The sequence below is a fragment of the Streptomyces sp. NPDC001941 genome (genome assembly GCF_040296945.1).
Lineage (GTDB): Bacteria > Actinomycetota > Actinomycetes > Streptomycetales > Streptomycetaceae > Streptomyces.
The window spans coordinates 18,375-30,156 of sequence record NZ_JBEOYE010000099.1 but is presented as its reverse complement, the minus strand read 5'-3'; the positions used below and the strand labels follow the sequence as shown (position 1 = coordinate 30,156).

Annotated in this window: 12 protein-coding genes; 1 reads left to right on the top strand and 11 read right to left on the bottom strand. The window is 72.8% G+C overall.

Going from position 1 to position 11,782, the window contains the following annotated elements; translation table 11 throughout:
* Window positions 1-89: 89 nt before the first annotated feature.
* Entirely contained in the window at window positions 90-1,298 is a 1,209-nt protein-coding gene (locus ABT160_RS39045) for an MFS transporter (protein ID WP_351653264.1), read from the bottom strand.
* A 73-nt stretch (window positions 1,299-1,371) separates the two neighbouring features.
* Between ABT160_RS39045 and ABT160_RS39040 the strand changes: the two genes are divergently transcribed.
* Window positions 1,372-1,794 (top strand): MerR family transcriptional regulator, encoded by a 423-nt coding sequence (locus ABT160_RS39040; protein WP_351653263.1) that lies wholly within the window; start codon window positions 1,372-1,374, stop codon window positions 1,792-1,794.
* On the opposite strand, the gene ABT160_RS39035 is transcribed toward ABT160_RS39040, so the two are convergent.
* The 10 genes from ABT160_RS39035 to ABT160_RS38990 form a co-directional block, all read right to left on the bottom strand.
* Window positions 1,752-2,669 (bottom strand): fumarylacetoacetate (FAA) hydrolase, encoded by a 918-nt coding sequence (locus tag ABT160_RS39035; protein WP_351653261.1) that lies wholly within the window; start codon window positions 2,667-2,669, stop codon window positions 1,752-1,754. The genes ABT160_RS39040 and ABT160_RS39035 overlap by 43 nt on opposite strands.
* A 44-nt stretch (window positions 2,670-2,713) precedes the next feature.
* Entirely contained in the window at window positions 2,714-4,006 is a 1,293-nt protein-coding gene (locus tag ABT160_RS39030; RefSeq protein ID WP_351653259.1) for a pyridoxal phosphate-dependent aminotransferase, read from the bottom strand.
* Between the two features lie 97 nt (window positions 4,007-4,103).
* Window positions 4,104-5,759, bottom strand: coding sequence for an AMP-binding protein (locus ABT160_RS39025; protein WP_351653257.1), 1,656 nt, complete (start codon window positions 5,757-5,759; stop codon window positions 4,104-4,106).
* A complete protein-coding gene (locus ABT160_RS39020; protein ID WP_351653256.1) occupies window positions 5,756-6,874 on the bottom strand; it encodes a Glu/Leu/Phe/Val dehydrogenase dimerization domain-containing protein in 1,119 nt (372 codons plus the stop codon). Before ABT160_RS39020 ends, ABT160_RS39025 begins: the two co-directional genes overlap by 4 nt.
* A 55-nt stretch (window positions 6,875-6,929) precedes the next feature.
* Window positions 6,930-7,493, bottom strand: coding sequence for a type 1 glutamine amidotransferase (locus ABT160_RS39015; RefSeq protein ID WP_351653254.1), 564 nt, complete (start codon window positions 7,491-7,493; stop codon window positions 6,930-6,932).
* Window positions 7,494-7,503: 10 nt separating this feature from the next.
* A complete protein-coding gene (locus tag ABT160_RS39010; RefSeq protein WP_351653252.1) occupies window positions 7,504-8,337 on the bottom strand; it encodes an amino acid kinase family protein in 834 nt (277 codons plus the stop codon).
* The gene (gene argC / locus ABT160_RS39005) at window positions 8,334-9,392 is read right to left on the bottom strand and encodes an N-acetyl-gamma-glutamyl-phosphate reductase (RefSeq protein WP_351653250.1); all 1,059 of its coding nucleotides are present in this window, start codon (window positions 9,390-9,392) and stop codon (window positions 8,334-8,336) included. The genes ABT160_RS39010 and argC overlap by 4 nt, the downstream gene beginning before the upstream one ends.
* The gene (locus ABT160_RS39000; protein WP_351653248.1) at window positions 9,389-10,237 is read right to left on the bottom strand and encodes an ATP-grasp domain-containing protein; all 849 of its coding nucleotides are present in this window, start codon (window positions 10,235-10,237) and stop codon (window positions 9,389-9,391) included. Before ABT160_RS39000 ends, argC begins: the two co-directional genes overlap by 4 nt.
* Window position 10,238: 1 nt before the next feature.
* Window positions 10,239-10,424 carry a lysine biosynthesis protein LysW gene (locus tag ABT160_RS38995; protein WP_351653246.1) on the bottom strand — a complete coding sequence of 62 codons (186 nt, stop codon included), beginning with the start codon at window positions 10,422-10,424 and terminating at the stop codon, window positions 10,239-10,241.
* Between the two features lie 128 nt (window positions 10,425-10,552).
* Window positions 10,553-11,704, bottom strand: coding sequence for a hydroxymethylglutaryl-CoA lyase-like TIM-barrel protein (locus ABT160_RS38990; RefSeq protein WP_351653244.1), 1,152 nt, complete (start codon window positions 11,702-11,704; stop codon window positions 10,553-10,555).
* Between the last annotated feature and the right edge of the window lie 78 nt (window positions 11,705-11,782).

Sequence of the window (11,782 nt, the reverse complement as noted above, 5' to 3'; positions counted from 1 at the left end):
GGCTCGTCGGCGGGACCGACGAGCCACCCCGGGGAGCGGGCGGGCACCTCCGTGACGGGGGTGGCCGGGGTGCCCGCCCGGGCGGAGCGTCAGCCGTTGTCGGGACGCTTCGCGGGGAAGGCGTGCCGTCGGGCGATGACCACGACGAGCAGCACCGGGACCATCAGGGCGAGCACGCTCCAGGGGAAGGACTTGGGCCCCTGGGCGTCGAGCAGGATGCCGCCGACCGCGCCGCCGCCGGCCATGAAGGAGTTCCAGGTGGTGACGAGGAGCGCCTGGCCGCGGTCGCCGCCCGCGTCCGTGACGGCCGTCTGGAGCAGCGTGGTGACGCCGCCCCAGCCCAGGCCCCACAGGATCATCGCGGCGTAGACGACCCACAGGTTGCTCGCGAGGACCACCAGCATGATCGAGGCGATGATGAACAGGGCGGAGCTGACCACGGTCAGCAGCCGCAGCTTGCGGTCCACCAGCGCGCCGGTGACCCAGATGCTGACCACCGAGGCGATGCCGAAGACCAGCAGCACGGTGTCGCGGGAGCCGCCGATGTCGTACGAGTCGAGGAAGGTGGCGATGTACGTGTACAGGATGTTGTGGGCGAGCACGTAGGCGGCGACCACGAACAGCACGGCGGCGACGCCGGGCAGCCGGAAGGCCTTCAGGATCGGCTCGCCGGTACCGGGCTGCTGGCCCGGGGCGTCCGGCACGGTGGCCCAGATCCAGCCGAGCAGGACCACGGAGACCACGGTGACCAGGCCGAAGGTGAGGCGCCAGCCGAACAGGCCGCCCAGGAACGTACCGACGGGAATGCCCAGCGAGAGGGCGAGCGGCACACCGGCCATGGTGATGGCGATGGCCCGTCCTTGCAGGTGCGGGGGTGCCAACCGGCGTGCGTAGCCGACCAGTTCCGCCCAGACCGCGGCCGCGGCGACACCGGCGATCAGCCGGAACACCATGGTCAGCGAGTAGCTGGAGGAGATCGCGGTGACCGTGTTGGCGACGGCGAAGGCCGTCACGGACAGCAGCAGGAGCTTCTTGCGGTTCCAGGTGGCGGTGAGCTTGGCCAGCGGGATCGCCGAGAGGCCGGTCGCCATGGCGTAGATCGTCAGCGCCTGGCCCATGGCCGATTCGCTGACGGACATGTCGCGGGCCATCTCGGGAAGCACACCGGCGGGCAGCGCCTCGGTCAGAATGCCCATGAAGGCTGCTGTGGCGAGGGCCAGGAGCGGAGACATGGGCAGCTTGCGCCGCTCAGGTGCTGCCGGGGCGTTGTCCAGCAGCTCTGCTTGGGATGTTGACATGGTTGTATCCTCAAACCCTCACATAGATGTGAATGTCAAGTCGGTCGTGCCGACGGGGAAGGAAGGGGGGCGCATGCGGATCGGGGAACTGTCGGAGCGCACCGGGACTCCGCGCAGGCTGCTTCGCTACTACGAGGAGCAGGGCCTGCTGGTGCCGGACCGGGCGCCGAACGGCTACCGCGACTACGCGGAGCGCACCGTGGACCGGGTGATGCAGATCAGGGGCCTGCTGGAGGCCGGGCTGCCGACGCGGGCGATCAGGAAGATCCTGCCCTGCATCAACGACCCCCGGATGATCCACGTCCCGGCCGCCGCGCCGGAGACCATCGAGCTCCTGGAGCGGGAGCGGGACCGGATGACCGAGCGCATCCAGTGCCTCACCCGCAACCGGGACGCGATCTCCGGCTACCTGGCCGCCGTGCGCGACGAGGACGCGCCCGGCGACGGGGTCGCCTACGCGGCCGCGGAGTCCGCCGCGGCACCGGCCGCGGTCTGAGTCCCGTACCGCACGGTATTGGCGAGGACCACGCCGTGGCTGGTCACGTCGAGCACCAGGCGGTCGCCGTCCTCGACCCGGAACCCGTCGTGGTAGGTGGCCTTGTCGGCGCCCAGGAAGGTGTACGTGACCAGTCCGGCCTGGCGCAGCAGGGGGTACGAGAACAGGTGCTCCGCCATGTCGTCGAACCGGTGGAAGATCGAGTCGGCGCCGCAGGAGAACGGGCCCTCCCACGCCGTGGCGCCGTCCCGCTCGACGACGACGCGTCCGGTCACCGTCCTCGGCGGCTCGCCCAGGAAGAGCCAGGGCAGCACCGAGGTCTCGCAGAGCTTGGCGTACGGGGTGTACGCCCACGGGTTCTTCAGGTGCAGCCCGATGTCGTTCAGGTCGTTGCCGAAGGTGTAGCCGGCGTAGTGCGGGGCGCCGTCCTCGTCGTTGACGTACACCAGCACCACCTCCGGCTCCTCGATCAGCCAGATCGGGTCGGCGGGGGTGACCAGCGGCTCGTCGGACACCTTCAGCCAGGAGCCGAAGCCCTTCATGTAGTAGTTCGGGGCGGTGAACTCCTCGTCGGGTTCGGGGTCGCGGTCGAACTTGGAGCGGTGCGTGCCCATGAACCCGTTGACCAGCGCGTTGTTGGTGGCGGTGGGCAACAGCGGTGGCAGCAGCCGCAGTTCGGGGTCGTCGGCGGCGACCGACACCGTCCCGGCGCCGCTGGTGGCGGCGGCGAGGGCGGCCTGCGCGCCCCCGGCGAGGAAGGCGGCGCGCAGCTGCCCGTCCTCGACGGGGTGCAGGACGTGGGCCCGGCCCGCCTCGGGGACGCCGACGCCCGCGTAGCGACGGCCTCGGTACTCGGCTTCGAAGAGGATGGACATGGCGGAAGGAACCTCCAGGGAGAAGCGGGGTGAGGGGGCGGGACTCAGTGGGCGGGCGGGGCGACGCGCACCCCGGTGAGGTCGGTGAGGACCTCGGCGACGCGATCGAGGGACGCGCCGATCCACGGCAGCCGCAGCGGGTCGGCGGCGCGCAGCGCCCGGGAGCGCTCGGCGTCGTCGTCCCCGTACAGACGGCTGGTGGCCATCCGGACCCGCAGCGGCCGGGGGTGCTCGCCGAACGCGGAGCCGGGCAGCACCCCGACGCCGTAGCGCTCGCCGAGCGCGACGGCCAGGTCGTCGCCGTCGCGGATGCCGTGGACCCGGGCGAGGTGGTCCCGCACGGGCTCGAAGTCGGGGTAGAGGTAGCTGGTGGCGCGGACCGGGGCCAGGTCGGCTCCCGCCGCGGTGAGCAGGTCGCCCACCGCGCGGACGACCGTCCCGTGCAGCCTGCGGGAGGCGGCCACGTGCGCGACCACCTCGGGCGGCTCGGTGAACGCCCAGGCGGCCGCGGCCTGTACGGGCGCCGCGGTGCTGGACCAGACCTGGCTGGCCACGCCGAGGAGCCGGTCCTTGACCCGCTCCCCCACCGGGCCGTCCGGCAGCCGGGCCACGCCGAGCCGCCAGCCGCCGACCGCCAGGCTCTTGGTGAGCCCGGTGGTGACGACCGTGCGCTCGGGCGCGAACACGGCCGGGGAGACGGCCAGGAGGGCGTCGTCGTACACCAGGTCGCAGTAGATCTCGTCGGAGATGACCACCAGGTCGAGTTCCCTGGCGACCTCGGCCAGCTCCTCGATCGTGCCGGGCGAGGCGATCGTGCCCGTCGGGTTGTCGGGCAGGGTGACCACCACCGAGCGCGGGTCGTGCCCGGCCGCCCGGGCGAGCAGCACCGCCTCGCGGACCCGCTCGGGGTCCGGGACGCCGCCCTCGCCCGGCCGGGTGGCGACCGGGACGGGGCGCAGTCCGCCGAGCCGGGCCTGGGCCGCGTAGCTGACCCAGCTCGGCACCGGCACGACGACGTCCCCGCCGACGGCCAGCATCAGGGCGAACAGCAGCGGCTTGCTGCCGGGCCCGGCCACCACCGCGGCGGCGGTGGTGGCCAGGCCGCGCCGCTCCCAGTACCCGGCGGCCGCGGTGCGCAGCGCGGGGCTCCCGGCGACGGGGCCGTACGCGTTGTGGTCCGCGGCGAGCGCGAGGCGCTCGGCCAGCTGCGGCAGGACCGGCAGGCCGATCTCCCCGCTGGCCAGGGACAGGACCCGCTCCCCGGCCAACCGCCGGCGGGTCAGCGCCTCGTCGGCGGCGAGTGTCGGCGACATCGTCACCGGCGCTGGATGGGACATCTGGGACTCCAACGGGTAGGACGGGAGCGGGGTTTGGGTCTCGTACGGTGCTGAGTCGTACGCATCTCGGGAGCGGGGTTTCAGGGCTGTGCGGTGCTCAGGCGTCCGCGTACAGCTTCCTGAGCTCGACCTTGCGGACCTTGCCCGTGAGGGTCTTGGGCAGCGCGTCGGTCAGCTCCAGGCGGTCGGGCAGGAACCGGGCGTCCTGCCCGGCCCGGCGCAGGTGGTCGCGCACCTCCTCCAGCGTCGGCCGGGCGCCGCCGACCGGGACGACGACCGCGAGGATCAGGTCGTCGAGCTGGCCGGTGGGTCCGACGACGGACGCCTCGACCACCTTGGGGTGGCGCGAGATGATCGCCTCCAGCTCCGCCATCGGCACGACGATCCCGTCGCGCAGGATCGTGTCCTTGGAGCGGCCCAGGATCCGGATGCCGCCGCGCCCGTCCTCACGGGCCACGTCGCCGGTGTCGAACCAGCCGTCCTCGGTGAGTTCGGAGTCGAACTCCTGCTGCTGCTGGAAGTAGCCCAGCGCCCGGGACGCGCCGCGCACCCGCAGCCGGCCCACCGAGGCGCGCTGGCTGGGGTCGTGGCACAGGTCGATGCGGATCTCCATGGAGTCGATCGGCCGTCCGTGGCTGTGCGCGGCCCAGTCCTGGTTGTAGTCCAGGCGGCTGATGGTGACCGGGCCGAACTCGGACATGCCCCACACCGAGTAGGTGCGGGCGCCGAACGTCTCGCGCAGTTCGTCGACCAGCTCCATGAGCACCGGCGCGGCGCCGGTGACCGTGTGGCGCAGGCTGGAGACGTCGTGCGGGTCGGCGTTCTGGGCGCGGGCGACCCCGGACAGCGTGGGCGGCGGTCCGTACAGCAGGGTCGCGCCGTACCGCTCGACCAGGTCGAGCAGGCCCGCGTGGTCGGGGCCGTCCTGGAAGGCGATGGTGCCGCCGAGCATCACCCCGGCGAGCACGCCCTGGCCGAAGCCGGAGTAGTGCACCAGCGGGGTGGTGACCGCGACCACCAGGTCGTCGCGGAGCAGGAAGGTGTCGACGTAGCCGCGCACGCCCGAGTGGACGGTGTTCTGGCTGTGCACGACGCCCTTGGAGAAGCCGGTGGTGCCGGAGGTGAAGAGCACCACGAACGGTTCGTCGGGACGGAGTTGACGGCCCGCCAGGTCGCCCATGAGCTGCTTCTCCCAGTGCCGGGAGACGAAGTGGTCGTGGAAGTCGACCGTGTCCTCGGGGCCGTGGCCGTCGACGACGACCACGTGCTCCAGGGCCAGCTCGTCGCGGAGTTCGCAGATCGTCTCGGCGAGCGGGTAGCCCTCGTACTCGGGGAGGGTCACGCACACCTTGGCCTCGGTGAGCGCGAGCCGGTGGCGCAGTTCCTCGGCCTGGCAGACCGGTGCGATGGGGCAGATGACCGCGCCGACCGCCATGCAGGCGAACATCAGCGGGACCATCTCCCAGCGGTTGGGCAGCTGGACGGCGACCACGTCGCCGCGCTTGACGCCGAGTTCGAGCAGGCCGCCGGCGAACCGGTCGGCGAGCCGCGAGAGTTCGACGTAGTCGAGGGTGTCGGTGCGGGCCTCGTCCAGGCGGCGGCCCGCGATGGCGAGCTTGCGGGGCCGCAGCCTGGCCTGGCGGCGCAGGTCGTCGAGGAAGGTGTCGTCGCGCCACCAGCCCCGCCGCCGGTACTCCGCCATGCGGTCCGCCGCCGACGCGCTGGCCAGGAAGGCGGTGGTGGTCGAGGTCATCGCGCCAGTTCCCCACGGCGCGTGGCCAGGAGCTCGGGCAGCGGGTTGCCGGCCGTGGCGCGGGCGATGTCGAGCAGGTCGCGGGTGTTCTGCCGGACCCGGTCGCCGACCCAGTCGAACACCCACGCCTTGCGGGCCTCCGCCTCGAGCTCGAAGGGCACCACGCGGGTGACCGCGAGGGCGGCGGACGCGGCGCCGCCGATGTTGGCGATGACGCCGGGGACGAGCAGGACCCCGGCGGCGGCGGCCTTGTCGCGGGCCTCGTCGGTGGAGCTGATGTTGCCGCCCTCGACGACCAGGGCGGCGCGCAGGCGGTGGGCGTTCTCCGCGTTCAGCGCGTGCTTCTGGGCGGCGAGCACCAGCAGGTCGGCGTCGACGTCCAGCCAGGCGTCGGGGCCGCTGTGCACGGTGACGCCCGCGGGCAGCCGGGTGCGGTCGATGGCGCCGAACTCGTCGGTGATGGCGACCAGTTCGTCCACCGGGAGCCGGTCGGCGCTGATCGTACCGGCGATGTCGGCGACGCCCACGACCACGTGGCCGCGCTCCTCCAGGAAGCGGCCGACCGCCCGGCCGACCGCACCGAAGCCCTGGATGACGACCCGGGAGGACCCGGTGCGGCCGCTGGCCTCCAGGGCGGTGACCGCGGCGACGCCGACGCCGTGCCCGGTGCAGTCGATCAGGGGCTCGTAGTACGTGCGCCAGTCGATCGGCATGTCGGGGGCGCCGAGGCGGAACCGGGGGTCGTACCCGGCTTCGTCGAAGAACACCGCCCGGTCGGCGGGCGTGACGCCCATGTCGATGCCGAGGTGGATGCCGCCGTGCAGCAGCGGCTTCACGGTGCGGCCGAAGGTGCGGAAGGTGGTCTCGCGGTCGGAGCCGTCGGCGACGATGCCCGCCTTGGCGCCGCCGATGCGCAGTCCGGCGAGGGTGAACTTGGCGGTCATGTCCCGGGCCAGGCCCGCGACTTCCTCCTCGGTGACCCCCGGTGTCATCCGGGTGCCGCCCATGGCGAGGCCGTCGACGAGCGAGTCGACGACGACCCAGCCCTTGATGTCGCCGCCGGCGCCGTTCAGGTGGGTGGTCAGGGCGGGCTTGCGCGTGTCCCAGTCAGTCATGTGTCTTCCCCAATGGGTGAGCGAGGAGTGAGGTACGTAACGGTGTGCGCACGGGTCAGCGGTACAGGTCGGTGAAGCCGCGCAGGATCTCCCGGCCGTCGGCCCGGAACTCCAGGTGCGCCTGGGCGCCCAGGATCCGGCCGTCGTCGGAGCGCAGGAACTCCACCGGGGCGTGCTCGGAGCGCCCGATGGACCGGAATCCGGGCGGGGCCTCCTGGAGGTACAGGGTGTGCCGGTGGAAGACGGTCACCGTCGGCTTGACGTACGCGAACAGCGGTTCGGCGGTGTCGACCTGGACCTCGAAGCCGCCGACGCGCTGCGGCCCGTCGGCCAGTACGCCGCCCTGGGAGACGGCCAGGATCTGCATGCCGCCGCAGATGCCGAAGACCGGGACGTCCGAGCCGAACACCAGGTCCACCAGTGGCTTGTAGTGCTCCTGGTCGTAGGCGCGGACCTTGGTGCCGCTGAGCACGATCGCCTGGTAGCGGCCGCCCAGGTCGGCGGGGACGTCGGCGACCGCGACCGGGTCGGTCTCGGAGCCCAGTTCCTCCAGGCGGGCACGGAGTTGCTTGAGCGAGAGCGTCCCGTTGTTGACAACGAGCACGCGGGGTTTCGCCACGTTCGGCTCCTCAGGTTCGCGCGGCGACGGCGCCGGTGCGGGCCGTACGCGTGATGACGGTTCCGGTGGTCCCGGCGAGCAGTTCGCTGACGGGGGCGCTGCCGATGACGACCCGCCCGGCGCCGCGGTCCAGGGCCTCGCCGGCGGCCCGTAGCTTCTTGCGCATGCCGCCGGTGGCGCCCTTGTCGCGGAAGGCCGCGGCGGCCCCCGCGGTGATCTCGCGGACCGGCTCGCCGTCGATCAGCAGGTGGGCGACGTCGGTGACGAGCACCAGGTCGCGGGCGCCGACGGCCCCGGCGACGGCGGCGGCCGCCCGGTCGCCGTCGGTGTTGACCTCGCGCCCCTCGGCGTCCCTGGCCAGCGGGGTGACCAGGTAGGCGTGGCCGGGCCGCAGGTCCGCCAGGGCGCCGGGGTCCACGTCGGTGATGGGTCCGACGAGGTTCTCCAGCTCGACCAGTTGCTTGTCCTTCCACCAGTAGCGCTCGCCGGGCCCCGCGCTGACCAGCCCGTCGCTGCCCAGGACCCGCTCGGCGGTGATGCCGCGCGCGGCCAGCCGGCCCAGGACGTCGGCGCCGAGCGCGGCGCTGACGGTCTTGATGTCGGCGATGACCTCGGGGGTGGTCCAGCGGCTCTGGTTGCCGTAGCGGTCGCGCAGGATCGCGGACGGCTCGCTGTAGTGGGGCCTGAGCTTCCTCAGCGGCTTGGACCAGCCGTGCACCAGGACCAGCGGCCGGGTGCGGCCGTGCTCGGCCAGGTCGTCCCACCAGCTGCCGGCCAGGTCCTCCAGCGTGCTGCCGCCGAGCTTGACGACGGTGGGTGCGGTACGGGGGTCGGCGGCGGTCACGTCGGCATCACCGGCTGCATGGTCAGGCCCGTCTCCTCGGGCAGCGCGAATCGTCGGTTGAGGGCCTGGAGCGCCTGGCCCGCGGCTCCCTTGAGCAGGTTGTCCAGGGCGGACAGGACGACGATCCGGTCGCCCTCGGGGTCGTGCAGGACCGTCACGTCGCAGTAGTTGGACCCGATGACGGCCTGCGGGTCGGGCACCGGGATCAGCGTCTCGGTGTTGCGCCGCACCCGCACGAAGCGGTGCCCCTTGTAGAACCGGGTGTAGGCGCGCTGCAGGTCGCGCTCGGTGACCTCGGCGTCGGTGAAGACGTACGCGCTGGTCATCAGTCCGCGCACGTGCCCGACGCCGTACGCGGACATGGACAGCGAGCCGACCTTGCCGGGCTTGCTGCGCTCCAGGAAGTCGCTCACCTCCGCCGCGTGCCGGTGCCCGGTGGGCGCGTACGGGGCGATGGCGCCGCTGCGCAGCGGGTGCAGGTCCGGCACCCGCAGGTGCAGCCCGCCGCCGCTGGAGCCGCTCTTGCCGTCCACCACGACGGTCCTCAGCTCCAGGCCCAGCCCCAGGGTGAGGGGCGCGAGTCCCAGCGTGAGGGCCGTGGCGTAGCAGCCGGGCACCGAGATCAGCGCCGCGTTCTCCAGGGCCTCGCCGATCAGTTCGGGCACGCCGTACACGAAGCGGTCGGCGAGCTCGGTGGTGCGCGGCGCCTTGGGGTACCAGCGGCGGTGCAGTTCCGGGGTGCGGATCCGGAACGCCCCGCTGAGGTCGATGACGCAGGCGACGCGGTCGGCGAGCTCGGCGGCCAGCCGGGCCGAGACGTCGGCGGGCGTGGACAGGAACACCACGTCGCAGGCCTCGGCGATCCGGTCCGCGTCGACGGCTTCGACGGTGAGGCCGAGGTCGAGGCGGAGCCCGGGGTGCAGCTGGGCGGGGCGCTTGCCGGCGCTGGAGTTGCCGCCCAGGTAGGTGAGTCGGAGCTCCGGGTGCTGGAGCACCAGCCGGATGAGCTCCCCGCCGGCGAGTCCGGAGGCTCCGACGATTCCGGTGCGGATCATTCGAGGGTCTCCTGTACGTGGCGGATGACGGCGGCCGAGATGTCGGTGTCCGTGGTGGAGGCGACGCCGCGCCAGGCGGGCGCGTGGTTGACCTCGTTGACCAGGTGGCCCGACGCGGTGCGGAACAGGTCCACGCCGTAGATCCCGGGGCCGAGCCGGTCCACGACCGCGTCGACGACCTTGGCCACGTCCGGGTCGTGGGCCAGCGAGCGGCTCTGGTTGCCCAGGGCGGCGTTGCTGCGCCAGTCGGCGCCCGCGCTCTCGAACTCGGCGGCGGCGACGATCTCGCGCCCGACGACCAGGCAGCGCACGGAGCCGCCGCCGAGGTAGGGCTCGGCCAGGCAGGCCTGCTCGAAGGCGTGGCCCAGGTCCTCGACGTAGTCGTACACCGAGTGCGCCAGGTCGGGGTCGCGGACCAGGGTGACCCGCTTGCCCATGCCGCCGTAGACGGGCTTGAGCACGACGGGGGTGCCGAGGTCGGCGAGCGCCTTGGCGTAGTCCTTGCGGGAGAGCACGAGGCGGAAGTCCGGTACGGGGACGCCCGCTTCGCGCAGCACGGCGCGCAGGACGAGCTTGTTCTCGCAGGCGTGGATGGCGGCGGCGGTGTTCAGCACGGGGGTGCCGTCCGCCTCGGCGAGGGTGGCGATGAGCCCGCCGCGGGTGTAGCTGCGGCTGCGCAGCAGGACCGCGTCGTAGCCGGCGAGCGGGGAGGCGTCGGCGGAGCCGAGCGCGAGGTCCTCGTCATTGACCCAGTCGACGCGCAGTCCGGCCTCTTCGGCCGCCCGCATCAGCTGGCGTTCCTCCCAGCCGACCCGGTCCGCGACGACGGCGACCTTCCGGCCCATCTCACTGGCCCCAGTCGCGCAGGGTGACCTCGACCATCTCCAGGGTCAGCCGGCCGTCGGCTATGGCCTCCACGCGCAGCGTCAGCATGCACTCGGGGCAGGACAGGGTCTCGCCGACGACGATCGGCGGCAGGGTCAGGTCGGTCTCGCACTCGGGGCAGACGCCGGTCAGGGTGGCGGTGGTCACGGGGGTGCTCCTTCTACGGGTACGGGTGGTGGCAGAACGGGGTGGTGCGGATCGGCTCTTGTGGTGCGGGTGGTGCGGAGGTGATGCGGCGGTACGCGGGTGGTGCGGCAGTACGCGGGTGCTGCGGCTCAGGCGTTCTGGAAGTCGACGGCCGCCTTGCGGATCGCGTCGCGGTCCAGCAGCGGCGCGCCCCCGGCCTCCTGGCGGGCGACCAGCCACGGGGTGAAGGCGTCGACGTCCACGAAGACCCCGGAGTCGTCGAGCGCCCAGCGCACCAGGGCGCCGGAGATCCGGGTGCGGACCTTCAACTCGCGTGTGTTGCCGACGAGTTCGGCCGGGAGAGTCTCGTACGCCTCCGGGTGGAGCAGCTGCCCCGGCAGCTCGTACGCGAAGGCGTGCGGGGTGGTCGGACCGGACTGGAACGCCTCCCCCAGGCCCGCGCCGCGCAGCGCGATCCGCGACAGCTCGGTCAGGTGGGACAGGTCGAAGCGCCGGTCGTCGTGGATCACCCGCAGGGCGGTGAGGAGTTCGGCGAGCGGCGCGTTGCCGCCGCGCTCGCCGATGCCGCCGACGGTCGCCGAGATCCAGCGGGCACCCGCGCGCACCGCGGCCAGCGAGTTGGCCACCGCCATGCCGAGCATGTTGTGCGAGTGGATCTCGATCTCGGAGCCGTCGATGGCGGTGAGGTCGGCGATGACCGACTCCATCTGCCAGGGCGAGAGGTACGCGACCGTCTCGGCGAGCCGGAACCGGTCGGCGCCGGCCGCGAACCCGGCCTCGACATAGGGGACCAGGCGCTCCCTGGGGGTGCGCGCGCCGTCCTCGCCGCTGAACGTGACGTGGAAGCCCCGGTCCTTGGCCTGCTCGATCGCCGAACGGGCCAGCACCTGGACGAACTTGGCGCTGGAGGAGTCCAGCTTGAGCTTCGCGTGCTGCTCGGAGGTGGGGATGGAGTACATGACGTGGCGCACGCCGAGCCGCTCGGCCTCGTCGAGCGCGGTGGCCACCTGCTGGCGGTCGCGGACCACGAGGAGCGTCATGCTGCGCTCGGGGCCGATCGCCTCGTGGGTGGCCTCGACCAGGTCGGCGTCCTTGGAGCCGGGGCCCGAGACCATGCCGACCTCGACGAGGGCGATGCCGGTCCGCACCAGGAGGCGGGCGATCTCGGCGGCGTCGCGGGGGCCGAACTCGACGCCGGCCATGTGCGCGGAGTCGCGCAGGGTGGCGTCGGAGAGCTGGGGCGGCGCGGGAAGGCTTTCCTGCGCGGGGGTGACTGCCATGGTGCGTTCCCTCTCTTTTCAGGCTGCCGGCATCCGGCTTCCGGAACGGCTTTCCAACGGACCGTTCCTGGCTTTGAT